We start from the raw sequence: 24,135 nt of genomic DNA, 5'->3' as shown, positions 1-24,135 counted from the left end.
GGACCCACGCCGCCCGAGTCGGCGCTTCACCGAACAGGCCCGCCGCACGTCCCCCCGATGCGGCGGGCCTGCGCGTTTCCGCTGGACAAAGATCCCTACACAGCGTCACACTCCTGCCAGTGGCACACGTGTGCCCACCTGGAATTTACGGACGCGGGCAACCGCCGAGCGCAGGAACAGCCGGACTCGCGCCCCGGCAACCGCGGGCCGAAACCACCCGCCCGCACCGCAGCCCCGGACCACCCAGGCCCGGGGCTGCGGCACATCCCGGGGGGAGGCCGACCGTGCTCTACACCACCGCCCAGGCGGCCCGTCACGCCACCGAGTGGCGCCAGTTCGGCACCGGCACCCCCGCCACCGTCACCCCGGCCGCCGTACGCAAATGGGCCAGCCGCGGCCACCTCGACCCCGCAGGCCTCGACGACCAGGGCCACCCCCTCTACGCCCTGCCCGACATCGCCCGCGCCGAGAAAGCCACACGCCGCCGCGCCCTGCGCCTCGTCGGCGCCCAGTAGCCGCACGGCCGTCACAGTCTCGTCACACCCGCCCGGGCCACCGCCCCGGCCGCACATGATGACCCCTCAGCAACCACATCCCAGGGGGGACCATGCGCACCACCACCGCCACCGCTCTCGGCTTACTGCTGCTCACCGCCGGCCTCACCGCATGCGGCGGCAACGGCAGCAAGACCCCGTCCCACACGGACGCCGAAGTCATGTGCGAGAAGTTCGTCAAGAACCGCCTCAAGAGCCCCGGCAGCGCGCAGTTCCCCGGCGTCACGGACTCCGACTACGCCAAGACCAAGGTGCTCAGCAACGCCAAGCCCTGGAAGTTCGCAGTCACCGGGGTCGTCGACAGCCAGAACGGGTTCGGCGCCCTGGTCCGCTCCAACTACGTCTGCACCGTGTCGACCAAGAACAGAACCAGCTGGCACCTCGACGACATGAACATGCACCAGCGCTGACGCTTCACACCCACCCACACGCGGCCCTCGTACCCGCCAGGTACGAGGGCCGCACCCATACCCGCCCGAGGTGCGCCGGGCGGCACCGGCGGCCGCCGCGAGGACCTGAACACCGCGGCGGCCGCCCGGCCCGGGAAGGAACCGCACACCCCGATGGCGCGTGACCCTGCACGGTTTGCCCGCCTGGTCCGTACATGGTGGACGCGAGGCCAAATCACGCACACCGCACACGAGACGCAACCCCCTGACCTGCACAAACGTGCAACTCCCGATGGGGTGTCAGAGCAGGGGTGCAGCCCCAGCCTGACCGATCTGCTCGCCGACCCCCGCATCATCGGCACCGAACGCCGCTGACCTGCAACGATGCAGCGCACTGCGTAAACGTGCAGGTCAGAGCGTTGCCACTCCCGTGCGGTGTGCGACATTTGCTGACCGCCTGGGTACATGCGGGTGCGCCCACCAAACCGTTGCCTATGTGCAACAGTCACAGCGCTCTGACCTGGGCATACGTGCAGGACGAGGGAGTAGCCATGCCCACCCGCGCACCGCGCCCATGCTCGACCGGCTCATGCCCGGGCACGCCCGTGCGCGGCTCGGCCAAGTGCGCCCAGTGCCTGGGCCGTTCACGCCGTGCACGTCCCTCCTCGACGGCACAGGGCTACGGCGCCGAGCACCGCGACCGCTTCCGTGCCGGCGTCCTCGCCCGCGATCCGGCGTGCGTGTGCGGCGACGAGACACACGGGCACGGCTCACCGTGCGGTGCGCCGAGCGAGCACGCCGACCACTGGCCGCTGTCCAAGCGCGAGCTGGTCGACCGGGGCTGGGACGACCACGACCCGCGTCACGGCCGAGGCCTGTGCCACCCGTGCCACTCGAAGGAGACAGGTCGGCATCAACCTGCGGGATGGAACGACGTCCCACCGTTCTGACGGAGAGTGAGGGGAGGGGGCCCCGGATTTCTGGGGAGGGGGCCCCTCGGAACGCGGGGGGGAGCCCCCCCTCGCGCTGACAGGTATCGGGAACCGCCGTATCCGGGCGCCCGCCGTAACAGAACGTCACTGCAATCTGGCCCGGAGGTGATCATGGGGAAGCGTGGACCCGCAGGCAAGCCGACCGCGCTGCGCGTGCTGCACGGCGACCGCAAGGACCGCGTCAACACCGACGAGCCGCAGCCGTCCGCCGGCGAGGTGACCGCGCCCGACTGGCTCGGCGACCGGGCCCTCGAGGTATGGGACGCCTACGCCCCCGACCTCGAAGCCAAGCGCGTGCTGACGAGCTGGGACGTCGAGGCGTTCGCCGCCTGGTGCGACGCGGTGGCCCGCCGGCGCGACGCCGCCGAGCACGTCGAGGACGAGGGCGCCGTCGTCGAGCTCGACGTCTTCAACAAGAACGGCGAGCTGACCGGCAGCCGCCGCGCGAAGAACCCGTGGCTCCTCGCCCTCGACGCAGCGGACGCCCAGGTGCAGCGGTACGGCGCCCGCTTCGGCCTGACCCCCAGCGACCGGGCGTCCCTCAAGATCCCCAACGAGGGGGACGGCATGGGGGCCGAGCGGCTGCTGTCCTGAACTGCGGGAGGGTGCCATGTCCCCGGCCACCACGACACGGCGCCCCGCCCGCAGCAAGGCCGCCGCCCGCCCGGGCCGCACGACCAGGCGGCGCGTCCTCAAGGTCGACCACCACAAGCGGTGGCGGCCGGCCTCCCGCCGCGGCGGGGTGTGCGGGTACACCCTCGACGGCAAGGCCTGCGCCAAGCGCGGCGCGCACTACTGCGAGCCGCGCGCCGACAAGGTCGTCAAGTTCTTCGCCGAGCTGCTCATCCACCCCGCCGGCGCGCTGGCCAACACCCGCTTCGTGCTCGCGCCCTGGCAAGAGCACGAGATCATCCGGCCGCTGTTCGGCGAGGTCGTCTGGTCGGTGCAGTGGGGCCGCTACGTCCGCCGCTACACCCGGGCCACCGTCGTCATGGCCCGCAAGAACGGCAAGAGCGCGCTGCTGTCCGGGATCGCGTTGTACATGCTGTGCGGGGACGGCGAGGAGTCCGCCGAGGTCTACTGTGCGGCCGCCAACACGCGCCAGGCCGGGAAGGTGTTCGAGCCCGCGACCAAGATGGTCCGGAAGTCGCCGATCCTGGCGAAGCGGCTCACGCACATCAAGAACATCCGGCGCCTGGTCGACGAGAAGACCGGCAGCCACTACGAGGCGATCCCCTCCGACGCCGACAACGAGCTCGGCCACAGCCCGCACTGTTTCATCCTCGACGAGGTCCTCAGCCAGCCTGACGACACGCTGTGGAAAGCGATGGTCACCGGCGCCGGTGCGCGCACCCAGCCGCTCATGCTGGCAATCACCACCGAGACCACCGACCAGGTCAGCTTCGGTGCGGAGTTCATCGACGAGGCCGACCGGGTCATGGAGGATCCGAGCAGGGCCCCGCACCACTTCGTGTTCGTGCGGAAGATGCCGAGGACCGGCGACGAGCTCGAGCGGCTCGCGCGGCTGTTCCCGGCGCGGCCCGAGCTGCCCGTCAGTCTCGACCCGTGGGACGAGGCGAACTGGCTCTGGCCCAACCCGGCGCTCGGCAGCTTCCTGTCCGTGCAGGCCCTGCGCGAGGACGCGCTCGAGGCCCGCACGGACCTGTCCAAGGAGAACGGGTTCCGCCAGTTCCGGCTGAACCAGCGCGTCTCGCAGGTGACGCGGTGGATCTCCATGGACCTGTGGAACGCGCGCGCCGGCGAGATCGCCCCCACCCCGGACTGGATCCGCGACCGGCTCAAGGGGCAACGCTGCTGGGGCGGGCTGGACCTCTCGAGCAAGCTCGACCTCACCGCCTACGCGCTGGTGTTCCCCGGGGGCGAGGTGCTGTGGCGCTTCTGGGTCCCCGAGTCGGTCGTGCCGACGCTGGACGAGCACACCGGCGGGAAGTTCGGCGAGTGGGTGCGCGACGGATGGATCACCGCGACCGACGGCGACACGATCGACTACGACACGATCTACGACGACGTCGAGACCGACCACAAGTTCTTCCGGATCGTCGACCTCACCTACGACAAGTGGTCCGGCGAGCCCGTACGCCAGGAGATCGTCAAGCGGACCCGGCTGACCATGGTCGAGTCGGACACCACCTACCTGCGGATGACACCGCCCATGGCCGAGCTGATGCGCCGGCTGAAGTCGAAGGACGACGAGCTGCGCCACTTCGGCAACCCCGTCGCCCGGTGGATGGCCGACACCGTCGAGAAGAAGAGTCCGCGGGACGACCCCGACCGGCTGCGGCCGGTCAAGCCCGACCGCGACAAGACCGGCACTCGCATCGACGGCATCCCCGCCCTGCTCTTCGGGATCGACGGCTCCATGCGCGGCCTGCCCAAGAAGAGCGTCTACGAGAGCCGCGGAATGCTCGGCTGAAAGGGGGCCCGGTGGACCGCTGGGATGTGATCGGCCTGGCCGGAGTGCTGCTCCTCGGGAGCGGCCTGGGCCTGCTGGCCCCATGGCTGGGCATCGCCGCGGCGGGCCTGGTGCTCCTCACCGTCGCCGTCGGCGGAGCGCTCGCCGCACAGGGCGCGGCCGCGCGCGAGCAGCTCGCCAAGGCCGTCAAAGCGAAGGGCGGTGAGAGCTGATGGGCATCCTGCGCACCGCCGTGCAGGCCGTCGAGCGCGCCACCTCCGGCCCGCTGTCCGGGATCGCCACCCCCGAGAAGTGGGTCGAGGAGTGGTGGACAGGCGGCATCCAGAACAGCGCCGGCGTCCGCGTCGATCAGGAGACGGCGATGATGTACGCCCCGTACTTCGCCGGCGTGCGCGTGATCTCCGAGGACGTCGGCGGCCTGCCGCTGCTCATGTACGAGCGCCTCGCCCGGGGCAAGGACCGCGCCACCACCCACCCCCTGTACCCGCTGCTGCACGACGCCCCCAACCCGATGATGGGCGCCCTCGCGTTCCGCGAGAACCTCACCGGGCACTGCATGAACTGGGGCCGGGGCGCCGCCTACGTCATCACCCACCCGCGCACCGGCGTCATCGAGGAGCTGTGGCCGCTGCGCCCCGACCGGCTGCACGTCAAGTGCCGCCGCATGGGCAACGGGCGCTTCGAGCGCTGGTACCAGTACCTCGACGACGTCAACGGCATCTACGCCAACCTCGCCCCCGGCGAGGTGCTTTTCGTGGGCGGGGTGGGCGACAACGGCCTGGGCGGGCACTCCATCGTCGAACTCGCCGCGAACTCCATCGGCCTGGGCCTGGCCACCGAGCACTACGGCGCCAAGACGTTCGACAACAACAGCGCCCCGGGCGGCATCCTCACCCACCCGGACACCGTGTCGGACGAGGCCCGCAAACGCATGCGCGCCGACTGGGAGAACTTGCACCGCGGCATCAACCGCGCCGGCCTCATGGCGATCATGGAAGAGGGCGTCACCTGGACGTCGGTGGGACTGCCCAACGACGCGAACCAGTTCCTGGAGACCCGCAAGCTGCAGGTGACCGACATGTCGAGGTGGCTGCGGCTGCCCCCGCACATGATCGGCGACCTCGACCGGGCGACGTTCTCCAACATCGAGTCCCAGCAGCTCGACTACGTGTCGATGGCGCTGGCGTCCTGGCTCACCCGCTGGGAACAGGCGATCGTCACGCAGCTGCTGCTGCCCGAGGAGCGGGCCCGCTACTTCCCCGAGCACCTCGTCGACGCGCTGCTGCGCGGCGACACCGCGGCCCGGTACGCGGCGTACGCGATCGGCCGCCAGTGGGGCTGGCTCTCCGCGAACGACGTCCGCGAGCGGGAGAACATGAACGCCATCGACGGCGGTGACGACTACCTCGTCCCGCTCAACATGATCCCCGCCGGCAGCAGCGGCAGCGTAAGCGACGGCGGCCGCGGGCGGGCCGTCGCACGGCTCGCCCGGGCCCTGCGCGGCCGCCGCTCCTGGCAGGCCCGGGCCAACGTCACCGACGCCTGGGAGTCGAAGATCGCCGACGCGGACCAGGAGGTCGCCGACCTGGAAGCGGAGAAGGTCGGCGCCCTGGTCGACGAGCACCTTCCCGCGCCCAAGGACGACGACACCGACGGCGGCCGCGGCCGCCGCTCGGTCCTCGCGTTCCTGGCCGCGCTCCGCACCCTGTACGCGGAGGACGGCCCGATCGCGGAGCGGATGACGGGCCTGTGGCTGCCGCTCTTCACGTCGTTCGCCGCGGACGTCTCCACCGAGGCGGCCGACGAGGTCGGGCATGAGGAAGCCGTCGACCTGTCCACGTGGACGCGCGCCTACGTGAAGTCGCACGTCGGCTACCGGCTCTCGTCCAGCTTCGGCCAGCTGCGGAAGATCGCGGATGAGTCCGAGTACGACCAGGTCGCCGCCGACATCGTCGACCGGTTCACGAAGTGGCAGGACGAGCGGCCGCAGGAGGTCGCCCGCTGGGAGGGAACCCAGCTGTCCAACGCCGCCTCGCGCGAGACCTGGAAGGACGCCGGGGTCCGCTCGCTGAAGTGGGTCACCCAGGGGTCCAAGACGTGCCCGTACTGCAAGAAGCTCGACGGCCGGACGACGCCGATCGAGGACCCGTTCATCGGCAAGGGCGACGAGATCGACGGCGACGCCGACGGCGAGAAGCTCACCGCGAAGCGGGACACGTTCCATCCGCCCGTGCACGTGGGCTGTGACTGTCAGGTGGTGCCCGTCCCATGAAACCCCAGATCGAATCCGGCCACTGCTCGGCATGCCTCGGGCCCCTCGAGCGGGGCCGGTCCGGCGTCTGGTGGCACACGGGCACCCCCTGCGGCCGCGGGCCCGCGCGGTTCGTCCTCGGCCCCGCCCCCGACGAGAGCCCCACCCCCGACGAGGGCGCCGGCCGTCAGCAGCAGTCGCCGCGTGACCGGCAGATACGAGACCCAGGGAGGAACCGATGAAGGTCAGGGACCGGCGCGGCCGCCACTACACGAGAGGCTTCGTCCAGCGGGCCGCCGACGACGCCGGCGACACCGACAAGGCCATGGGCAGTCCGCTGCCGATCGTCGCCGCCACGGCGGGCCGCAAGGGCGACGGCCTCAACCTGCTCATGGACGGGGTCGACCTCGAGCGCTTCCAGTCGAACCCCGTGATCGGCTACGGCCATAGCTACTGGGGCGTCGAGGGCCTGCCCAAGGGCCGCGCCGAGGACACGCGCGTCGACGGCGACCAGCTCCTGATGAACGTCCTGTTCGACCAGGAGGACGAGTTCGCCACCACGATCGAGCGCAAGTACCGCAACAAGTTCCTCAACGCGTTCTCGATCGGCTTCGACGTTCACGACATCGACGACGAAGGCACCGTCAAGGCCTGGGAGCTGTACGAGGTCTCCGCGGTCCCGCTGCCCATGGACCCCAACGCCCTCGTCTCCGACGGCCGCGACGGACAGCTGGCCGTCATGCGCGCGCTCGGCCTCGACCAGCGAGGCCCCGCCGCCGACGCCTTCGCCCAGGCCGTCATGGACAAGCTCGGCACCTTCGGCATCGACGAGCTGCGCGCGGGCGCGGTCCTGTCCAAGAAGAACAAGACGCTGGTGCAGAACGCCGTCGACGCCCTCAGCGAGCTCCTCGACGCCGCCGGTACCGACGAGGGGGACGACGACGCCCGCGCGGCCGCCGACGCCCACACGGCCCGCCTGCTGCGTCTCGCAGGCATCTGATCCACCACTCCCGCCCCCGGCACCCGGGCGGCACCACCCACACCCACGAGGGGACGGAAGCATGACCACTCTCAAGATCCGCGAGATGAAGCAGAAGCGGACCGATCTCGGCGCCAAGGCCCGGGCGATCATGGAGGGGGCGACCGGCGCCGGCCGCGCCATGACCGGCGAGGAGAACACCTCCTTCGACGCCCTGATGGACGAGCGCGACCAGGTCGACAGCACGATCGAGCGTATGGAGAAGCTCCTCGACGACGAGCGGGACAAGGTCGACGACCTGCCCGACGACCAGCGCGGCAAGGGCAAGGACGACGCCGAGGTCAAGGCCTTCCGCGCCTACCTCCTCAACGGCCGCGCCCAGCTGACCGAGCAGCAGGCCCGCGCCCTGAACATGGGCAGCGACCCCGAGGGCGGCTTCCTCATGGCGCCGCAGCAGTTCGTGCAGCAGCTGCTGCAGGCCGTCGATGACATGGTCGCTATCCGCCGGCTGGCCACGGTGCAGCAGATCACGACCGCCGAGTCTCTCGGCGTGCCGACCCTGGACACCGACCTCAACGACGCCGAATGGACGGCCGAGCTGTCGACCGGCAGCCAGGACGACAGCCTGCGGTTCGGCAAGCGCGAGCTGCGCCCGAACCCGGTGGCCAAGCGGGTCAAGGTGTCCCGCACGCTGCTGCGGCGCGCGGCGATCAGCCCCGAGACGATCGTGCGCCAGCGGATGGAGTACAAGTTCGGCGTGACGCAGGAGAAGGCGTTCATGACCGGCGACGGCAACAAGAAACCCCTGGGTCTTTTCACCGCCTCCTCCGACGGCATCCCCACTTCGCGGGACGTCGCCACCGGCAGCGCGACCGGCTTCACCGGGGACGGCCTGATCGATGCCAAGTACTCGCTCAAGTCGCAGTACTGGGCGAACGCCCGGTGGCTGTTCCACCGCGACGCGATCCGCATCGTCCGCAAGATCAAGGACGACAACGGCCAGTACGTGTGGCAGCCGGGCCTGGCCGCGGACCGCCCCGACACCATCCTTGACGCGCCGTTCGAGATCAACGAGTTCGTCCCGAACACCTTCACCAACGGCAACTACGTCGGGATGTTCGGGGACTTCTCCTTCTACTGGATCGTCGACGCGCTCGCCATGGAGGTCCAGCGCCTGGTCGAGCTGTACGCCGAGAGCAACCAGGTCGGGTTCATCGGCCGGCTGGAGAGCGACGGCATGCCCGTCATGGCCGAAGCGTTCATCCGCCTCAAGGCCGCCACCTCCTGACCCGCGGCCGCGGCCGCACTCTCCGACGGAAACGACCTCCGGAAGGAACTCCATGAGCAGGACCGATCTGAAGAGTCACATCAACGTGGCGCAGTCCCTCGCGCCCGCGTCCAGGACGACGACCGTGAACGGCACCGGTGTCGACCTCACCGGCTTCGACGCGGCCACCGTCGTCCTGGACCTCGGCGCCGCCGGCGGCACCACGCCCAGCTTCACGTTCGAGGTGCAGGAGTCGAGCGACAACAGCAGCTTCACCGCCGTGGCGGCCGGCGACCTCGACGGCGGGCAGCCCGCCGCGGTGACCGCCGGGGCCGCGGTCGTCGAGATCGGCTACCGCGGCATCAAGCGCTACCTGCGCGTCTCGATCACCGCGGCGACCGGCACCACGCCGACGCTGCTGTGCTCGGCCACCGTCGTGCGCGGCAAGCCGCGCAAGCTCCCCACCTGAGAGGACGCCATGCGGATCACCATGAAAGCCCTGTCCGCCCACCCCGACGGCACGCTGGAGAACGGCCGTACCTACGAGGTGCCCGGGCAGTGCAGCGAGGACCGGGCCGCCGAGCTCCTCGACGGCGGCTACGCGGTCCTCGCCGACGAGGACCTGGCGGACGCCGACCACTCCGACCCGGGCGCGGCTGACCCCGGCGAGCCGGAGGCCGGTGCCGTGCTCGACAAGCTGAAGGTCGACGAGCTGAAGGCCTACGCGGTCGATCGAGGGATCGACCTCGGGGACGCGTCCAAGAAGGCCGAGATCCTCGACGCGATCACGACCGAGCTCGCGCGGCGTGAGGCGGAGAGCGACGACTGATGGCGTACGCCACGGCCGAGCAGTTCCGCCTCTTCGTCCGGCATGCGGGGCCGTTCACCGACGAGGAGACCGCACAGGCCGAGTTCCTGATCGACCTGGCCGGTGCCTGTATCGAGGAGGAGACCGGCCAGTCGCTGGAGCTGTCGACGGACACGGTCACCCTCGACGGCACCGGCACGCGCAAGCTGGTGCTGCCCCGGTGGCCGGTGACCGCGGTCGCCTCGGTCACGGTGCTGCACGACACCACCGACGACGAGGTCCTGGCCGAGGGCGCGGACCACGACTTCACGTGGTCCGCGTCCGGCCGCCTCACCCGCCGGTGCGCGTGCTGGCCCGAGGGCGACCGCAACATCGAGGTCGTCTACAGCGCCGGCCTCGCCCAGATCCCGAAGAGCCTCATGCGCGTCGCGCTGCGGCTGTGCGTGGCTCCGTGGAGCAACCCGAACAGCCTCTCCGCGGAGAGCCTGGGCGACCTGTCGCGCACCTACAACACGGCCACGGACATCGGGATGGAGCTGTCGAACTCCGACCGCAAGCTGGTCGGCGCCTACAGCGCGAGGACGCAGGGATGACCGGGCCGATCACGCACCTGCTGAACCGCACGCTTGAGGTGTGGCGGCTGGTGGCCTCGCCGGACGGGTACGGCGGCCAGACGACCGCGCTCGCCCTGCAGCCCGTCCCGGTCGCCGCGAAGGTCGACCAGCCGTCCGCCTCCGAACGGCTGGTGGCCGAGCAGATGCGCAGCGACCACAGCCACGACATCTACCTGCAGCCGTCCGCCGACGTACGCCGCGGCGACGAGCTGCGGGATGCCGGCACCGGCGACACGTGGCGCGTCCTGGCCGTCGTCGCCCCGTCCACACCCGTCTACCGCAAGGCCCAAGCCCAGCTCATCCAAGGAGAAGGGGAGCCCGATGGCTGACCTCACGACTACCAAGATCACGGTTGCTACGGGCATCCTCGACCTCGCGGCCCAGGCGACTGCCGCCGGGGCGGGAGGCGACACCGCGGAGGTCGGCCCCCGCCGGTTCCTGTACGTCAACAACGGCAGCGGCAGCAGCATCACCGTGACCCTCGCCACTCCGGGCACCGTGTCCGGCCTCGCGGTGGCCGACCCCACCTACGCCATCGCCGCGGGCAAGATGGGGCTGATCCCGCTCGCCAGCATCTTCCGGGGGACGACCGGCCGCGCGGCCATCACCTACAGCGCGGTGACCACCGTCACCGTGCGCCCGTTCGAGCTGCCCGCCTGATGGCCGACGACCAGCCGATGCCCCCGCTCCCGCGCGATCCCCTCGAGCACCGGCGCGAAGCCGAACGGCTCCTCGAGCGGCGGCCCGATCTGGCAGTCGTGCACACCCTGCTCGCCATCGCCGGCGAACTGGCCGTGATCCGCCGCGACCTGGGGAAGTCGAGGTGAGGGCATGGCACGGCAGTCAGGGGCGCGCGTCACCGTCAACGGCATAGCGCGTCTCAAGAAGCGCCTCGAGGACCTGCCCGACGAGATCACGCAGGCCCTCGCCGAGGGGGTACGGAAGTCGGCTGAGGCCATCGCCGAGGACGTCGAGCGCAACGTGCCCGTCGACACCAGCGGCCGCGACACCCACCACCTCAAGGACAACGTCGACATCAAGTACCGCGAGGACGGCCTGATCGCCGAGATCGGCTGGTTCGACCAGAAGGACTACTACGCCCTGTTCGTCGAGCACGGCACCCGCAGCCAGCCCCCTCAGCCGACTCTGGGCCCGGCGCTGCAGCGGGAGAAGGGCCGCTACGCGGGCCGGCTGACCGACGAGGTACGGCAGGTGCTGCGGTGAGCGCCCCCGTCCCGGGCCTGGCCGCACTGCCCACCCAGGCCGCCATCCGCGATGCGCTGCTCGCCGACGTCCCGCTCATGGACCTGATCACCGGTGTATTCGACTGGGTCGAGGAGAAGCAGCCCTACCCGTACATCGTCGTGGGTGAGGCGATGGAGACCCCCGCCAACTCTCACGACCGGTACGGCTCCGAGGTCCTGGAGACCCTGCATATCTGGGACCAGAGCCGCGGTTTCGCACAGAGTCTGACGATCGCCGCCCGGGTGATCCAGGCCCTGGACCACACACCGCTGACCATCGTGGGCCACGTCCACCGGTGGACGCGGTTCGTGTCCCAGCAGACGCTTCGGGACCCCGAGCCCCCGGGCGACCTCCGGCACGTGCCCATGACGTTCCGCATCGGGACCGAGGTCGCCCCGTAGGCGCCCGATCAACGACCGGCCCGCGGGCCGGATCCACAGAAGGATGGAGACCATGGCTGGTCTTGACGCAAAAGGCACCCAGCTCAAGCGCGACTCGAACGGTGCCGGCACCTTCGTGGCCGTCGCCAACATCTCGGACGTGTCCGGGCCGTCCCGGTCGCGCGACGCGATCGAGGTCACCGCCCACGACTCGCCGGACAACTACCGCGAGTTCGTCAAGGGCCTCAAGGACGGCGGCGAGGTTGAGATCACGATCAACTACGACCCGGGCGACGTCACGCACCAGGCCCTCGACGCCGACTTCGAGGAGGACGACCTGCGGGCCTACCAGGTCGTCATCCTGCCGGGCAAGGACGACGAGCACACGTGGGAGTTCACCGGGCTGATCACCGACATCGGGGACGAGTTCCCCTACGACGACAAGATGGAACGCAAGGTCACTTTCAAGGTCTCCGGCAAGCCCACGCTGACCGCGACCGGCTGACGAGAACAGGGGAGGGCACATCATGGCACTGCTGACAAAGGCTCAGATCAACTCGGCCGTCGACCGCAAGTGGGAGGACGTGCCCGTGCCCGAGTGGGGCGAGGGCGCGGAGGTGCGGCTGATGGAGCTGACCGCCGCCGACCGCGGCTACATCGAGGCTGGGAGCGTCGTCGCCAACGGGCAGAATCCGGCGATCAAGGTCGAGTCGCTCAAGACGTACCGCGAGAAGCTGGTGGGCATGTCGATGGTCGACGCCACCTTCGAGCGGCTGTACTCCAACAAGGAGATTCTCGCGGGCGAGCTCGGCAAGAAGTCGGGCGCGGTCATCGAGCGGCTGGCGGCCAAGGTCCAAGAGCTGTCGAAGATGGGCCGGTTCGCCGTGAAGGAAGCGGAGGGAAACTCCGCAGCCGACCCGAGCGGCTCTTCAGATTCCGACTAGCGGAACACCTCGGGATGACGGTGGCCGATCTCGACGCGCGGCTGGCCAGTGCTGAGCTGACCGAGTGGATGGCCTACGAGAAGATGACCGGGCCGCTCGGCAGGCGCCGCCACGACATTCAGGCGGCGACCATCTCGTCCACCATCGCCAACGCCAACCGGGGCAAGGGCCGGAAGTTCGAGGTGCGGGACTTCCTGCCGGCCTACGGCATTAACCGCCAGGGCCCCATGGACATGCTCGCGACCATCCGCGGCATCAACAAGTCGATGGGGGGCGAAGAGCATGCCCGACGTGACGATTGAGATCGCCGCCGACATGGGCAACACGTCGTCGACGATCGACGATGCCGCCGACAGCATCGACCAGCTCGGCGACTCCGCCGGGAACGCCAGCAGCGACCTCAGCGAGGCCGACGGCGAGGCCGGCGGCCTGGCGGGCGGCATGGGCAAGCTCGGTGCCGGGGCGCTCGGGGCCGCGGGCGCGTTCGCCGGCATGGGCGACATCGTTGACGGCGCGGTCGATCTGTGGAACACCGGAGCCCGCCGCGCCGACGACCTCGCCCGGGCGCAGAACGACGTTGCCCAGGCGGCGTTGGACGTGAAGCAGGCCAACATCGACATGCGCCAGTCGCAGATCGATGCCAACCAGGCCCAGTTGGACGGGACCCAGGCGGGCATCGACCTCAAGCAGGCCCTGCTCGACCAGAAGCAGGCCCAGCAGGACTACAACGACGCCGTCAAGGAGTTCGGGCCCAACTCCCTCGAGGCGCAACAGGCTCAGATCGACATGCAGCAGGCCGACGCGGACGCCACCCAGGCCAAGATCGACGGCAAGCAGGCGACGACGGACTACTCCCAGGCGCAGACCGACGGCAAGCAAGCAGTGATCGACGCCAGCAACGCGCAGCTCGACCTGAATGAGGCCCAACGCGCCCAGGTCGGCGCCGGCGTCATGGGGTCCTGGCTCGGCGTCGTCTCCCAGGTCGGGACCGCGCTGTTCGGACTGATCGGCACGTTCGCCCTGTTCGGGGCCGAGACTGTCGCCTCGGCCGCGACGGCGGTTGGTTCGGCCATCGCCACGGCCGCGGCCTGGGTCGGCTCCTGGATCGCCATGGCCGCATCCGCGACCCTCAGCGCCATCACCATGGCGGCCGCCTGGCTCGTCTCCATCTGGCCCATCGCCCTGATCATCGTGGCCGTCGTCGCCCTGGCGGCGCTCATCATCGCCAACTGGGACACGATCAAAAAGTGGACGATCATCATCTTCACCGCGGTGTGGGGCTGGCTGAAGGGCCTGTGGGACGACATCGTCGCCCTGTTCAACTGGGCTGTCGGCGTGGTGAAAGCGATCTTCTTCAACTTCACGCCGCTGGGGATCATCATCAAGAACTGGGGTGCGATCACCGGCTGGATCTCCAGTCAGTGGAAGGGCATCGCGTCCACGATCGGCGGCTGGGTCAGCCGGATTCGCGGGTTCTTCTCCGGCATGTGGGACGGCATCGTGGGCGGTCTGCGATCGGCGCTCAACGGCCTCATCGGCGTCCTCAACGGCGGTATCCACAGCGTCAACCGGCTGATCGGCGGCGCCAACCGGCTGCCCGGTGTCAGCATCAGCATGCTGCCCTCGATCCCGTACCTCGCCGAGGGCGGCATCACCACCGGGCCGACCCTGGCCATGATCGGTGAAGGCGCCGAACAGGAAACCGTGCTCCCCCTGAGCAAGCTCCAAGGCCTGCTCAACATGCGGTCCAGTGCCGGGGGCAGCGGCCAGGTCGTCGTGACCCTCGCGGGCGGCTCCGACCCGTTCCTGGACTGGCTCAAAGAGCGCATCCGCGTCGAGTTCGGCGGGGACGTCGCAGGCCTCAACGCAGGAATGTGAGGTGACCCGATGCCCTCTCTGCCTCCGTCGCTGTGGGCCGATCTCTACGTCGACGGCGCCTGGACGTCGATCATCGGCGACGTGTCCACCGAGGCCGCCGTCACCGTCACCCGCGGCCGCAGCGGTGAACGGGACTCCGCGGGCCCCGCACAGGGCAACGTGCCGCTCATCAACCGCGACGCCAAGTACAGCCGCCGCAACCCCAACAGCGCGCTGTACGGGAAGGTGGGACTCAACACCCCCATCCGCTACGGGGTGGTGGCCGGATCGCCGTGGCTGCTCATGGAGGGGACGACCAACACCGGCTCCTACGTCTCGACACCCTCGGCTACCTCGCTGAACATCAGCGGGGACCTTGAGGTGCGGATGGAGCTGGCGTTCGACGACCCGGCGAGCGGGCAGAGCCTCGCCGGCCGGTTCGGCTCCTCGGGCAGCTTCTCGTGGCGGGTGGGCCTGTCCGGCAATTCCTTCCCGTTCATCCTGTGGTCCGAGGACGGCACCGCGACGAAGAACGCCATCAGCACCGTGCCCATCCCGGCCATGCCCGGGCAGCGGTTCGCGCTGCGCATCGTCCTGGACGTCAACAACGGCGCCGGCGGGAACACCACCACCTTCTACATGGCCAAGTCGATCGACGCCCCCGACGCGTACTGGTACATGGTCGGGACCCCGGTCACCAACTCGGGTACGACGTCTGTCTTCAACCCCACTCAGCCGCTGTGGGCGGGCGCCGCCAACGTCGCGGGGCTGACCTGTTTCAGCGGCCGCCTGTTCAAGTTCCGGCTCTACAACGCGGGGACGCGCATCGCCGACCTGGACACGTCGACGGCCACCGTCGGGGCGTCGACGGCGAGCGGCTCGCTGGGGCAGACATGGACGCTGCAGGGCGCCTCGTCGCTGACCAACCGGCAGCGGCTGTTCCAGGGCGAGGTGCCCGCCTGGAACCCCTCGCGGGACAAGTCCGGTAACGAGCGGCGCATGGCCACCGCGCCGGCCGGCATCATGCAGCGGCTCAGCACGGGCATCAAGGCCCTGCGCTCCCCGCTGTTCCGCGAGATGACCAACCCCGGCCGCACAGGGATCGTGGCGTACTGGCCGTGCGAGGAGAGCAACGGCTCGACCGTCGTCTCCTCCGGCCTGGGCCAGGCACCGATGACGATCACCGGGGCGCCCTCCTTCGGCAGCTACACCGCGCTGCCAGGTTCGGACGCGCTGCCGACCATGTCCAGCGCCACGTTCACCGCGGCCGTCGCCCGGTACACCGTCACCGGGCAGACGTCGCTGCGCCTGTGGATCGCCGTCCCCTCAGGCGGTGTCGGCGCGCAGGCCTCGCTGATCCGGCTCACGACCACGGGCAGCGCCCAGACGTGGGAGCTGTTGCTGGAGACGGACGGCGACCTCACCATCCGCGTCACCGACTCCGCCGGTACCTCACTGCTGGGGACCCGGGTGGACTTCAACACGAACAACCAGCTGGCATCGGTCGTGCTCGAGGCCACCCAGGACGGCGCAGACGTCGACTGGCGCCTGGTCGTCGAGAACTACACCGGCATCACCAGCATCGACACCAGCATCCCGGCCTCGTCCGCGTCCGGCACCATCAGCGCGAACACGTTCGGGCGCGTCACCGGCATTCAAGTCGCCGCCGGCGCAGGCCTGGGCCAGACCGCCGTGGGCCACATCACGCTGGCCAGCTCCCTGGCCGCGTACTCGGTCACCGCCCGGGCCGCGGTCGGCTGGGGCAGTGAAGGGGCCCGGGCCCGCTTCAACCGTCTGTGCCGCGAGCAGGGCGTGCCCGGAGCGGCGGCCCTCGACCTGACCTATGAGCCGCGCATGGGCGCCCAGAAGGCGGGCGCGTTCCTCGACCTGCTGCGGCAGGTCGAGACCACGGACGGGGGAATCCTCGGCGAGCGGCCCGACGGCCTCGGCCTCGCCTACCGGGGCGTGTCCACCATGTGGGGACAGCAGCCCGCACTCGTCATCGACTGGGCGGCCGGCCTCATCGACGACATCACCCCCAAGGACGACACCCGGGCCGCCTTCAACTCGATCACCGTCCAGCGGATCAACGGGGCCCAGTACATCTACGCCCTGGAGACCGGCCCCAACTCCGTCGAGGAGATCGGCCTAGTCGACACCTCGGCACAGCTGTCGCTGGACTCCGACGACGGGCTGCCCTCGCAGGCGTACCGGCGCGTGCAGCTCGCCACCGTCGACGAGCTGCGCTGGCCCCTGATCGTCCTGAACCTGGCCAACCCCCGCGTCTACGCGATGATCGACCAGATCTATGCCGTCGACGTCGGCGACCGCATCCGCCTCGACAACATCCCTGACGACTACGGCGCCGGGTCCGTCGACCTGATCGTCATCGGCATCAAGGACGCCGGCGGACCCAAGGAGTGGACACGCGGGTTCGTGTGCGTCCCGGGCGAGCCCTGGACGACCCGCAACGCGTCGAGCGCGGCCGCGCTCCCGGTCGTCTACGAGAACTTCGAGGACACCACCTACGCGGTCACCATCACCAACGGCGGCACGCTGCCGTGGCTGCGGACGAACGCCCACTTCAACTCGGGCGCCTGGTCGCTGCGGTCCGGGGCGATCAGCAACAACCAGACCTCGGTGGCGACCATCACCGTTCCGGCCGGCGCCGTGTCGCTCACGTTCTGGTACCGGACCTCATCCGAGGCCGCGGGCCCCGGATTCCTCGGCGACCGACTCACCGTCACCGTCGACGGCACACAGGTCCTCCTCGCCCAGGGCGAGACCGACTGGACGCCCCTCACCGTCGACGTCACCGGCAAGACGTCCGTCGCCTTCACGTACACGAAGGACAACTCGTCGGCCTCCGGCGAGGACGTCGTCAACATCGACGACCTGACCTTCCTGCTCGCGGCCGCCCTCGATGGGGAGGCCCGCGGGGGCACCGAGGGCTGCGAGCTGCGGGCCGACCTGAACGCCACGGACACCGACGTCGAGGTCACCACCACCGGCGCGCGCCGGTGGGTCGACTTCGCGACCTACCCCACCGACTTCCCCTTCGACGTCGAGGTCGGAGGCGAGGTCATGCGGGTCATCTACTGCACCGGCACGACGCTTGACCAGACGTTCACCGTGATCCGCAGCATCAACGGCATCACCAAAGCCCACACCACAGGCGACGACGTCCGCCTGGCCCTGCCCATCTACGCACCGTAGGAGATGACGATGGGGACCTGGCTTTCCGGAATGCGGGTAACCGCCGACCGGCTCAACGACAACACCCCCCACACCGTCAACTACACCTCGATCACCGCGAACACGCCCAACAACACGGGCACCGAGGCCGTGGCGCTGACCACCGCATCGATCACGTTCCGCGCCGGCCGCGCCTACCGGATCACTTTCAAGGGGCTGGCGCAGTCCTCTGTGGCCAACGACCAAGTCACGGTGCGCGTCCGCAAGACCAACACGTCCGGGGACGTGTACGTCGACTCGTTCCGCATCCCGATCCCCACCGCGGGCGGGAACTTCCCGTTCTACCTGGCCAACATCTGCGCCAACACCGGTACGTCGGACGTCACCGCGGTGCTCGTCGGCACCTACGTCCGCCTCAGCGGCACGGGCAACACCGTGCTCGCCGCGACCACCACCCACGTCTGTTACGTCGAGGTCGAGGACATCGGCGACGCCGGCGACTTCGCAGGCGCCCGCGCCATCGTCTGAGGAGAAACCACTCGTGACCGTGACCGACCAACTGCCCTACCCGCGCTACCTCGCCACCAGCACCGGCGCTTTCGAGGGCGTGATCATCGGCCTCAACATCGACGACAGCATCGACACCCTCGCGCCCGGTCTCACCGCCGAAATCGTCAAGGCCATCCACGGGGCGATCGCCGCGCGCCCGGAGTTCACCGGCGCCCTGGTCACCCGTGTCGACGTGGTCCAGAAGGACGTCACCCCCGCCTGACCCCGCCCCCCGCCTCGCCCGCCCCGCGCCGCCTGGCCCGGGGCTCTGTCACGTCTGGAGTCTCTATGGCCATGCCCAACGCTCAGGAGTTCGCCGAGACCGCCTACACCGCCTACGGCCAGGCCACCGGCCTACGCACCCACGACGGCGGCCCCATGCCCAGCTGGGAGGACCTCGCCGACCGCACCCGCCACGCATGGACGCACGCCGCCGGAACGGTCGCCCTGGCTGCCGTTGCCGGGCTGACCGGCCGGCCCACGGGCAGCGGCGGCCCGGACGTCGGCGACGTCGTCCTGGTCCCGGTCGCCCCGGAGGACAACAACGGCTCCACCGTGGCGCCGGCGCTCATCACCCGCGTCTGGAGTGCCACCACGATCAACGCCCGCGTCCTGGGCGACGGGAACGCCATCGCGTGGCGCACCTCCCTGGTCTACGCCGAGAGCCTCGACGACGCGCAGCCGGGCGCAGCGGTGTGGACCTGGCCCGGAGAGGGGAACTGACATGGCGACCAGCCGCGGCATGGACGTGTCCGCCTACCAGGGCACCCAGGACTGGGCGGCCCTCAAAAAGGCGGGCCTGGCCTTCGCGTTCGCCAAAGCGTCCGAGGGCCAGCATTCCCGCGATGCCTCGTTCGACAAGCACATCGGCGGCATCATCAAGGCGGGCCTGGTGCCGGGCGCGTATCACTTCGCGTGGCCCAACCAGTCCGCGGCCGTCGAGGCCGCCAACTACGTCGCGGCCGTCAAGCCGTACGCCAAGGCCGGGAGCGGGTTCACTCACTGGCTCGACCTCGAGCGGTACTCCGACGGCCGCAACTACGCCGGGAGTACGGCTGCGCAGATCAAGGCCTACGCCGCCGCGTGGATCGCCGCCGTCGAGAAGGCCTTCCCCGGGCAGCGCGTCGGCGTCTACACCAGCGCATCCGACCTGTCCGCCGGGCACGTGCCCGCCGACGTCCCGCTGTGGTACCCGGCCTACCCCGGCGCGCGCGTGGACACCTACGCCGAGGCCGAGGCAGCCGCACAGCCCAAGCCCAGCGGGCGGGCGCCGCTGATCTGGCAGTTCACGTCCGACCCGGCGGGCGCCGCCCGCGTCGACCAGTCCATCGCGTACCTGTCCGAGACCGCGCTGCGGGCCTGGGCGGGCAGTGGGCAGACGACGACGCCGGCGAAGCCCTCGATCAGCCTGTCGAAGGTGATCGCGGCCGCGCGGTACGACCCGGCCAAGGCCGGCACGCCCGTGTCGTACGCCGGCGTCAAGACCGTCGAGGACGCTCTCGTCGCCGAGGGCCTCCTTGCCAAGAAGTACGCCGACGGCCACTTCGGCAGCCTCACCGTGGCCGCGTACGCGGCCCTGCAGCGCCGCTACGGGTACAGCGGCGCGGACGCCAACGGCATCCCGGGCGAGGCCTCCCTGACCCGCCTGGGCAAGGCCCACGGCTTCACAGTGAAGGACTGACACATGAAGATCACCAAGTACGCGAAGGCCGTCACCGCCGGCGTCGTCGCGGCCGGCGGCACGGTCGCGACCGCGGCCGCCGACGGCGTGATCACCGGCGGTGAGATCTGGCTCATCGTCGGTGCGTTCCTCGGCGGCCTCGGTCTCACCTGGGCCGTGCCCAACCGCAGCGACTCGGCGAGCAGGGAGTGACCGTCCCGGAGGCCTCGGCCACGGTCGCCGTCGAGTTGGAGCGGCTCCGCGGTACGGTTTCGACCGGATTCGCCGAGGTCAAAGGGTCGCTGTCCGTCCTCGTCGAGCGGTCCGACCGCAACGAGAGAGACCTGCAGCAGCTGCGCCAGGACACCGAGAAAGACCTTGGTGACCTCCGCACCGACGTCGAGGCCTTGAAACGGAACCGATGGCCCCTCGCCGCGATCGGCGCACTCACCGGAATCGCTGGATCCGTCGCCGGACTCCTCGCCCTGTTCATCCGCTGACACGACGATGCCCCCTGCACGGCCCACACCGGGCCGTGCAGGGGGCATCGTCGTGTGCCCGGGTCAGCTGTCGAGCGGCTCCGCGCCGTGGGCCCGGGCGATGCCGTCGATGCGCTGGGCCAGATCGAAGTCAGCAGCGGTTAGCTTGTGTCCGGCGTCGTGGGTGGTGATCCCGAACCGAACCTTCCCCCACCGCAGATCGATGTCCGCATGGTGGCCGATGAGCCGCTCGATGTCGGCGACGTGCACGATCATCGCCACACCGCCGTGATACCGGATGCCGTACGCGCGGGTGATCTCGTCCCCCTCGCGGCGCCACCCCGGCACGCCATCCAGCGCGATCACGATCTCGTCCTCGGTCAGCGGCACCGGTGCGTTTGCCACGCGTCAGCTCTCCTCGGTCACGGGCGCCAGGACTCCGACGAGGTCCTGGCCGACCGGGGCATCCTGCCACGGCCGCATCGCACGCTGAAGACTCATCAACTCCCGCCGCATGCGCGCTGAGCGGGTCTCTACCGCGATGTCGGCGACCTGCCGGGCAATCTCCAGGGCTTGATCCGGCTCGCCCGCCCCTGCCGCCGCTGTGGCGTGCCGGGCCATGTAGACGCCGCGGTCCCGGCGGGCAGTCGTTGGGACGATGTCGAGGACCTGCTCCCAAAGGGACACAGCTTCGGAGCCGAGGCCGAGGCGCCCGTAGCAGGTGGCGCGCTGGACTTCGAGATATCCGGGTGTTCGTCGGCAGGCGTTGCCCCACGGCAGGTCGTCGTCGACCCGGGTGAGGAGTCCATCGGCCTGGTCTATGAGCTGGTCGACCGCATGGCGATCGCCGGTGAGGCTCGCGCCGTGGGCCTGCTGCTGCATGGCCATGATCCGCACCTTCGGCACCAGGCGCCCGGCATCGTCGAGGGCCGCCTCACACAGGTCGATGACCGCGTGGCCGTCGCCCAAGTCGGTGCGCACCTGCGCCTGGTTGACCAGCGAGTAGCCGATCAGGTGCGGGTCCCGGGATCGCATTGCGATCTCTTGCGTGACGCCCCGCCAGAAGCTGGCCCCGTCCATGTCGCCGGCGTCCTGGTAGAGCCAGCCAACGAGGGCGGCATACGCGGCACCGACACGGAGCAGGCCCCGCCTCGTCTCGCCTTTCGCGGACCGCACGAGTTTGTCGATCAGCTGGTACTGCGCCGACACCGTGCCGATCAGGTCGTGAGGGCCGAGGTACATATCAGCCAGGTAGTGGCCTTCCAACTGCTTCTGGAAGTAGTCGATCAAGGCAGGGTCGACCTGCTGCGGTGCGACAGGGCCGGCGACGAGCGCGGCAGCAGTGACGGAGACGAACGCTCGGCGCTTCACATCAGCCTCTTCGTGGTGCTCGGGGCGGATCCAGCCGGGCGGGGTGGTGAATCCGAGATCTTCAGGCCACCGTCCGAGCGCGTCATGGATGACGATCGCGGTCTCTTCCGCCGGCCACCCGGGGCGGTCGCCCTCCCACCGTCGCCAGGTGCGTGCGGACACGGTGAACTGGCGATCGTCGAGGAGGCGTTGCCCGTGCTCGGTCAGCCTGGCCGCGGCCTGTTCAATGGTGCGCCAGCCAGCCCGGAGCCGCGCGGCTCTCAAGGCATCGTTGCGGCCCATGCGTCCAGTCTGGAGTGTCATCGCGCCCGTCCCCGGCCATGGCCGCAACGTGGCCACGCATGGCCACCGCTCGACCTAGTTCCGCTTCTCCGTGCCCGCCCATCATCGCCGTGTGAAGAGGCAACGTGCACAGAATGCGACAGAAGTCCCCGAAGTGGGGACACCGGATGGTGCGCCACACATCGCCGAGGCCTCGCCCGTGCGACCCGCGACGGAACGGCAACTCTCTACGGGGCAGTGGCTTCTGTCGACGGTCCCTGGGCCACGACGTGACCGGGCCCGGATGGAGTGGCAGGAACAGTCCCTGGCGATGCTGCCGTTGGGCACCCTGTTCGCCGCTGTCCGGCTGCCGGTGGCCCTGGTGGGCGCTGCGGCATTCCTGAGGGGAACGCCCGACCTGGCGCAGGTTGACGCCTTCCTCGACGAGGTCCTCGACGGCGGCCCGGTCATCTGCGACCCCCAGGGGCGGCGCTGCTACGCGCTCGTTCCCGCCAGCATGCCCGAGTCGTACAAGCAGGCGGCCGAGGACTGGCGCCCGCTCGGCGTGGAGATCCTCGGTCGCGGCACGTACCTCGGCGTGCCGCCCGTCCACCTCGTGGAGTTCGACAAGGAGGCGTGCGTCTCGTACTGGTCGGTACCCATGCAGTCGCCCGCGATGCTGTGCACACCCCTGAACGTGGCCCGCCTGATCGCGGCGGCCCTGCAGCGGCTCCCCGTCGGTGGTGAGTTGTGACTACACACCCCGACGACACGAGCGACCGTCAGGCCGTCGCCGGCAGCGCGGAACACTGGCTGTTGGCCGCCCTCGATCCCGCGCTCCGCGAGGGCACCCGCCAGCAGTGGCAGGCGGGTCGGTCCGCCGTGATGCCGACCGGGAGCCTTTTCAGCGCCGTGCGGCTGCCTCACGCGCTTGCCCTCGCCCACGCCGGCGAGCAGCAGGAGTTCAGCGCGATCGACGAGGTCATGTCCAAGGTGTTCGAGGGCGGCCCGGTCATCTGCGACCCGTGCCGCCCCGCCCGCTGGTACGCCTTGGTTCCCCCGAACGCAGCGTTGTGGCTGCGCCAAAGCGAGGCCTGGCGCGCGGCGGGGATCGTGGGTCTCGGCGTCGGGAGTTACATCAGCGTCCCGCCCCCGGACTCGACGGCTCACGACCCGCGCACGCTGGAGCCCTACTGGTCGGTGCCCGTGTCGCTCCCCGGTGACCTGTGCGACCCCGGGCACGTAGACCGGCTGATCGCCACCACCCCGGACCAGCTCGACGAGGAGACACAGTCGTGACGGGTGCCGACGTCCTGCTTATCAGCGGCGAGCCGTATGACCGCGAGGTGGCGCGGCTGATGCTCCAAGAGATCCCGGGCGCCGCCTATCTGACCCGAGCGCAGAATCACGGCGACGCGTGCGTGTGGTGCAGCAAGGTCGACAGCGAGGGGGCCGCCCTCGCGCCGCTCGGCGGTGCCGGCGGCTGGCGACCCTACGGGTGCGCCGAGTGCAGGACGGTGCGACTCACGTACGTGCGCGCCTACGCGGACTGGAGGCGGCACGTCCTGGACTGCGAGTCGTGCCGCACCACGTGGTGCCACGACGGCTGGAGCCTGGCCCTCACCCACAAAATCGCCTACGAGGCCACCGGCAAATCAGGGGGCGTCGTCTGCGCATGCGGGTGTCGTCTCTCGCGCACGTCGCGCAGGCTCCGACCGTACGTCGAGACCATGTTCGCCCTGCGCTACAGCCACACCGGCGCCTGCCACGGACGCGAGGCCGCCCCGGCTGCCCCCTCCGATGTGCTCCGGCCGGAGTAGGCCCGAAGCCCCCGCTGCTGGCTGCCTCACCGACGGCGCCGACAGCGGGTGAGTGGCTGCTCCCGCTCCCCCGACGGGGGCAGCCA

General features: G+C 70.1%; 33 protein-coding genes. 31 read left to right on the top strand and 2 right to left on the bottom strand.

Going from position 1 to position 24,135, the window contains the following annotated elements; all coding sequences use genetic code 11:
• The first annotated feature begins 284 nt into the window (after positions 1–284).
• The 28 genes from OG407_RS07305 to OG407_RS07170 all read left to right on the top strand — a co-directional run bounded on the left by OG407_RS07305 (position 285) and on the right by OG407_RS07170 (position 20,618).
• Entirely contained in the window at positions 285–515 is a 231-nt protein-coding gene (locus OG407_RS07305; protein ID WP_401326657.1) for a MerR family transcriptional regulator, read from the top strand.
• 92 nt (positions 516–607) lie between these two features.
• Entirely contained in the window at positions 608–964 is a 357-nt protein-coding gene (locus OG407_RS07300; RefSeq protein ID WP_405856144.1) for a hypothetical protein, read from the top strand.
• A 530-nt stretch (positions 965–1,494) separates the two neighbouring features.
• Positions 1,495–1,893, top strand: coding sequence for a holin (locus tag OG407_RS07295; protein ID WP_405856142.1), 399 nt, complete (start codon positions 1,495–1,497; stop codon positions 1,891–1,893).
• A gap of 153 nt (positions 1,894–2,046) precedes the next feature.
• The gene (locus tag OG407_RS07290) at positions 2,047–2,529 is read left to right on the top strand and encodes a phage terminase small subunit P27 family (protein WP_405856140.1); all 483 of its coding nucleotides are present in this window, start codon (positions 2,047–2,049) and stop codon (positions 2,527–2,529) included.
• A gap of 16 nt (positions 2,530–2,545) precedes the next feature.
• A complete protein-coding gene (locus OG407_RS07285) occupies positions 2,546–4,369 on the top strand; it encodes a terminase large subunit (protein ID WP_405856138.1) in 1,824 nt (607 codons plus the stop codon).
• An 11-nt stretch (positions 4,370–4,380) separates the two neighbouring features.
• A complete protein-coding gene (locus tag OG407_RS07280) occupies positions 4,381–4,581 on the top strand; it encodes a hypothetical protein (protein ID WP_405856136.1) in 201 nt (66 codons plus the stop codon).
• Positions 4,581–6,641: a phage portal protein gene (locus tag OG407_RS07275; protein WP_405856135.1), complete on the top strand. Its 2,061-nt coding sequence runs from the start codon at positions 4,581–4,583 to the stop codon at positions 6,639–6,641. Before OG407_RS07280 ends, OG407_RS07275 begins: the two co-directional genes overlap by 1 nt.
• A gap of 217 nt (positions 6,642–6,858) precedes the next feature.
• The gene (locus OG407_RS07270) at positions 6,859–7,620 is read left to right on the top strand and encodes a hypothetical protein (RefSeq protein WP_405856134.1); all 762 of its coding nucleotides are present in this window, start codon (positions 6,859–6,861) and stop codon (positions 7,618–7,620) included.
• Between the two features lie 61 nt (positions 7,621–7,681).
• Positions 7,682–8,887, top strand: a complete 1,206-nt coding sequence (locus OG407_RS07265; protein ID WP_405856132.1) for a phage major capsid protein — start codon at positions 7,682–7,684, stop codon at positions 8,885–8,887.
• Positions 8,888–8,939: 52 nt separating this feature from the next.
• The gene (locus OG407_RS07260) at positions 8,940–9,335 is read left to right on the top strand and encodes a Bbp16 family capsid cement protein (RefSeq protein WP_401326633.1); all 396 of its coding nucleotides are present in this window, start codon (positions 8,940–8,942) and stop codon (positions 9,333–9,335) included.
• A gap of 9 nt (positions 9,336–9,344) precedes the next feature.
• Positions 9,345–9,695 (top strand): hypothetical protein, encoded by a 351-nt coding sequence (locus OG407_RS07255; RefSeq protein ID WP_405856130.1) that lies wholly within the window; start codon positions 9,345–9,347, stop codon positions 9,693–9,695.
• Positions 9,695–10,267: a hypothetical protein gene (locus OG407_RS07250; RefSeq protein ID WP_405856128.1), complete on the top strand. Its 573-nt coding sequence runs from the start codon at positions 9,695–9,697 to the stop codon at positions 10,265–10,267. Before OG407_RS07255 ends, OG407_RS07250 begins: the two co-directional genes overlap by 1 nt.
• A complete protein-coding gene (locus tag OG407_RS07245; RefSeq protein ID WP_402026771.1) occupies positions 10,264–10,617 on the top strand; it encodes a head-tail adaptor protein in 354 nt (117 codons plus the stop codon). Before OG407_RS07250 ends, OG407_RS07245 begins: the two co-directional genes overlap by 4 nt.
• Entirely contained in the window at positions 10,610–10,948 is a 339-nt protein-coding gene (locus OG407_RS07240) for a hypothetical protein (RefSeq protein ID WP_402026772.1), read from the top strand. The genes OG407_RS07245 and OG407_RS07240 overlap by 8 nt, the downstream gene beginning before the upstream one ends.
• Positions 10,948–11,115 carry a hypothetical protein gene (locus tag OG407_RS07235; protein ID WP_405856126.1) on the top strand — a complete coding sequence of 56 codons (168 nt, stop codon included), beginning with the start codon at positions 10,948–10,950 and terminating at the stop codon, positions 11,113–11,115. Before OG407_RS07240 ends, OG407_RS07235 begins: the two co-directional genes overlap by 1 nt.
• A gap of 4 nt (positions 11,116–11,119) precedes the next feature.
• Entirely contained in the window at positions 11,120–11,512 is a 393-nt protein-coding gene (locus OG407_RS07230; RefSeq protein WP_405856124.1) for an HK97-gp10 family putative phage morphogenesis protein, read from the top strand.
• Positions 11,509–11,934: a DUF3168 domain-containing protein gene (locus OG407_RS07225; RefSeq protein ID WP_405856122.1), complete on the top strand. Its 426-nt coding sequence runs from the start codon at positions 11,509–11,511 to the stop codon at positions 11,932–11,934. Before OG407_RS07230 ends, OG407_RS07225 begins: the two co-directional genes overlap by 4 nt.
• Positions 11,935–11,986: 52 nt before the next feature.
• Positions 11,987–12,418 carry a phage tail tube protein gene (locus OG407_RS07220; RefSeq protein WP_402026775.1) on the top strand — a complete coding sequence of 144 codons (432 nt, stop codon included), beginning with the start codon at positions 11,987–11,989 and terminating at the stop codon, positions 12,416–12,418.
• Between the two features lie 22 nt (positions 12,419–12,440).
• The gene (locus OG407_RS07215) at positions 12,441–12,857 is read left to right on the top strand and encodes a hypothetical protein (protein WP_405856120.1); all 417 of its coding nucleotides are present in this window, start codon (positions 12,441–12,443) and stop codon (positions 12,855–12,857) included.
• Positions 12,858–12,871: 14 nt separating this feature from the next.
• Positions 12,872–13,159, top strand: a complete 288-nt coding sequence (locus OG407_RS07210; RefSeq protein ID WP_402026777.1) for a DUF4035 domain-containing protein — start codon at positions 12,872–12,874, stop codon at positions 13,157–13,159.
• Positions 13,149–14,735 carry a hypothetical protein gene (locus OG407_RS07205; RefSeq protein WP_405856118.1) on the top strand — a complete coding sequence of 529 codons (1,587 nt, stop codon included), beginning with the start codon at positions 13,149–13,151 and terminating at the stop codon, positions 14,733–14,735. The genes OG407_RS07210 and OG407_RS07205 overlap by 11 nt, the downstream gene beginning before the upstream one ends.
• 9 nt (positions 14,736–14,744) lie before the next feature.
• Positions 14,745–17,930 carry a hypothetical protein gene (locus OG407_RS07200; protein ID WP_405856116.1) on the top strand — a complete coding sequence of 1,062 codons (3,186 nt, stop codon included), beginning with the start codon at positions 14,745–14,747 and terminating at the stop codon, positions 17,928–17,930.
• Between the two features lie 9 nt (positions 17,931–17,939).
• A complete protein-coding gene (locus tag OG407_RS07195; protein ID WP_405856114.1) occupies positions 17,940–18,437 on the top strand; it encodes a hypothetical protein in 498 nt (165 codons plus the stop codon).
• Positions 18,438–18,450: 13 nt separating this feature from the next.
• On the top strand, positions 18,451–18,681 hold the full coding sequence (locus tag OG407_RS07190; protein ID WP_405856112.1) for a hypothetical protein: 231 nt from the start codon (positions 18,451–18,453) through the stop codon (positions 18,679–18,681).
• 71 nt (positions 18,682–18,752) lie between these two features.
• Positions 18,753–19,181: a hypothetical protein gene (locus OG407_RS07185; protein WP_405856110.1), complete on the top strand. Its 429-nt coding sequence runs from the start codon at positions 18,753–18,755 to the stop codon at positions 19,179–19,181.
• Between the two features lies 1 nt (position 19,182).
• Positions 19,183–20,139 carry a GH25 family lysozyme gene (locus OG407_RS07180; protein ID WP_405856108.1) on the top strand — a complete coding sequence of 319 codons (957 nt, stop codon included), beginning with the start codon at positions 19,183–19,185 and terminating at the stop codon, positions 20,137–20,139.
• A gap of 3 nt (positions 20,140–20,142) precedes the next feature.
• Positions 20,143–20,331, top strand: a complete 189-nt coding sequence (locus OG407_RS07175; protein ID WP_405856106.1) for a hypothetical protein — start codon at positions 20,143–20,145, stop codon at positions 20,329–20,331.
• The gene (locus OG407_RS07170) at positions 20,328–20,618 is read left to right on the top strand and encodes a hypothetical protein (protein ID WP_405856104.1); all 291 of its coding nucleotides are present in this window, start codon (positions 20,328–20,330) and stop codon (positions 20,616–20,618) included. Before OG407_RS07175 ends, OG407_RS07170 begins: the two co-directional genes overlap by 4 nt.
• 63 nt (positions 20,619–20,681) lie before the next feature.
• Here OG407_RS07170 and OG407_RS07165 read toward each other — a convergent pair whose 3' ends face one another.
• Both OG407_RS07165 and OG407_RS07160 read right to left on the bottom strand, forming a co-directional pair.
• Positions 20,682–21,002 carry a 4a-hydroxytetrahydrobiopterin dehydratase gene (locus OG407_RS07165; RefSeq protein WP_405856102.1) on the bottom strand — a complete coding sequence of 107 codons (321 nt, stop codon included), beginning with the start codon at positions 21,000–21,002 and terminating at the stop codon, positions 20,682–20,684.
• A gap of 3 nt (positions 21,003–21,005) precedes the next feature.
• Complete coding sequence (locus OG407_RS07160) at positions 21,006–22,250, bottom strand: Twin-arginine translocation pathway signal (protein ID WP_405856100.1); 1,245 nt, start codon at positions 22,248–22,250, stop codon at positions 21,006–21,008.
• Positions 22,251–22,533: 283 nt separating this feature from the next.
• Here OG407_RS07160 and OG407_RS07155 point away from each other — a divergent pair, with 283 nt between their 5' ends.
• From OG407_RS07155 to OG407_RS07145, 3 genes are read left to right on the top strand one after another with little or no spacing between them, the layout of a single operon-like run.
• Complete coding sequence (locus OG407_RS07155) at positions 22,534–22,983, top strand: hypothetical protein (RefSeq protein ID WP_405856098.1); 450 nt, start codon at positions 22,534–22,536, stop codon at positions 22,981–22,983.
• Positions 22,980–23,528 (top strand): hypothetical protein, encoded by a 549-nt coding sequence (locus OG407_RS07150; protein ID WP_405856096.1) that lies wholly within the window; start codon positions 22,980–22,982, stop codon positions 23,526–23,528. Before OG407_RS07155 ends, OG407_RS07150 begins: the two co-directional genes overlap by 4 nt.
• Positions 23,529–23,587: 59 nt before the next feature.
• Complete coding sequence (locus OG407_RS07145) at positions 23,588–24,049, top strand: hypothetical protein (RefSeq protein ID WP_405856095.1); 462 nt, start codon at positions 23,588–23,590, stop codon at positions 24,047–24,049.
• The last annotated feature ends 86 nt before the right edge of the window (positions 24,050–24,135 follow it).

It is taken from the genome of Streptomyces sp. NBC_01515 (assembly GCF_045040345.1).
Taxonomy (GTDB): domain Bacteria; phylum Actinomycetota; class Actinomycetes; order Streptomycetales; family Streptomycetaceae; genus Streptomyces.
This window is presented reverse-complemented; position numbering and strand designations above follow the sequence as displayed.

Bases quoted from the DNA above. Each gene is read 5' to 3' on its own strand.
- OG407_RS07240 (WP_402026772.1), top strand. From the start codon at position 10,610: ATGGCTGACCTCACGACTACCAAGATCACGGTTGCTACGGGCATCCTC.
- OG407_RS07155 (WP_405856098.1), top strand. From the start codon at position 22,534: ATGGAGTGGCAGGAACAGTCCCTGGCGATGCTGCCGTTGGGCACCCTG.
- OG407_RS07250 (WP_405856128.1), top strand. From the start codon at position 9,695: ATGGCGTACGCCACGGCCGAGCAGTTCCGCCTCTTCGTCCGGCATGCG.
- OG407_RS07245 (WP_402026771.1), top strand. From the start codon at position 10,264: ATGACCGGGCCGATCACGCACCTGCTGAACCGCACGCTTGAGGTGTGG.
- OG407_RS07200 (WP_405856116.1), top strand. From the start codon at position 14,745: ATGCCCTCTCTGCCTCCGTCGCTGTGGGCCGATCTCTACGTCGACGGC.
- OG407_RS07180 (WP_405856108.1), top strand. From the start codon at position 19,183: ATGGCGACCAGCCGCGGCATGGACGTGTCCGCCTACCAGGGCACCCAG.
- OG407_RS07275 (WP_405856135.1), top strand. From the start codon at position 4,581: ATGGGCATCCTGCGCACCGCCGTGCAGGCCGTCGAGCGCGCCACCTCC.
- OG407_RS07290 (WP_405856140.1), top strand. From the start codon at position 2,047: ATGGGGAAGCGTGGACCCGCAGGCAAGCCGACCGCGCTGCGCGTGCTG.
- OG407_RS07160 (WP_405856100.1), bottom strand. From the start codon at position 22,250: ATGGGCCGCAACGATGCCTTGAGAGCCGCGCGGCTCCGGGCTGGCTGG.
- OG407_RS07215 (WP_405856120.1), top strand. From the start codon at position 12,441: ATGGCACTGCTGACAAAGGCTCAGATCAACTCGGCCGTCGACCGCAAG.
- OG407_RS07145 (WP_405856095.1), top strand. From the start codon at position 23,588: ATGCTCCAAGAGATCCCGGGCGCCGCCTATCTGACCCGAGCGCAGAAT.
- OG407_RS07265 (WP_405856132.1), top strand. From the start codon at position 7,682: ATGACCACTCTCAAGATCCGCGAGATGAAGCAGAAGCGGACCGATCTC.
- OG407_RS07285 (WP_405856138.1), top strand. From the start codon at position 2,546: ATGTCCCCGGCCACCACGACACGGCGCCCCGCCCGCAGCAAGGCCGCC.
- OG407_RS07175 (WP_405856106.1), top strand. From the start codon at position 20,143: ATGAAGATCACCAAGTACGCGAAGGCCGTCACCGCCGGCGTCGTCGCG.
- OG407_RS07230 (WP_405856124.1), top strand. From the start codon at position 11,120: ATGGCACGGCAGTCAGGGGCGCGCGTCACCGTCAACGGCATAGCGCGT.
- OG407_RS07210 (WP_402026777.1), top strand. From the start codon at position 12,872: ATGACGGTGGCCGATCTCGACGCGCGGCTGGCCAGTGCTGAGCTGACC.
- OG407_RS07195 (WP_405856114.1), top strand. From the start codon at position 17,940: ATGGGGACCTGGCTTTCCGGAATGCGGGTAACCGCCGACCGGCTCAAC.
- OG407_RS07220 (WP_402026775.1), top strand. From the start codon at position 11,987: ATGGCTGGTCTTGACGCAAAAGGCACCCAGCTCAAGCGCGACTCGAAC.
- OG407_RS07300 (WP_405856144.1), top strand. From the start codon at position 608: ATGCGCACCACCACCGCCACCGCTCTCGGCTTACTGCTGCTCACCGCC.
- OG407_RS07295 (WP_405856142.1), top strand. From the start codon at position 1,495: ATGCCCACCCGCGCACCGCGCCCATGCTCGACCGGCTCATGCCCGGGC.
- OG407_RS07235 (WP_405856126.1), top strand. From the start codon at position 10,948: ATGGCCGACGACCAGCCGATGCCCCCGCTCCCGCGCGATCCCCTCGAG.
- OG407_RS07255 (WP_405856130.1), top strand. From the start codon at position 9,345: ATGCGGATCACCATGAAAGCCCTGTCCGCCCACCCCGACGGCACGCTG.
- OG407_RS07260 (WP_401326633.1), top strand. From the start codon at position 8,940: ATGAGCAGGACCGATCTGAAGAGTCACATCAACGTGGCGCAGTCCCTC.
- OG407_RS07185 (WP_405856110.1), top strand. From the start codon at position 18,753: ATGCCCAACGCTCAGGAGTTCGCCGAGACCGCCTACACCGCCTACGGC.
- OG407_RS07270 (WP_405856134.1), top strand. From the start codon at position 6,859: ATGAAGGTCAGGGACCGGCGCGGCCGCCACTACACGAGAGGCTTCGTC.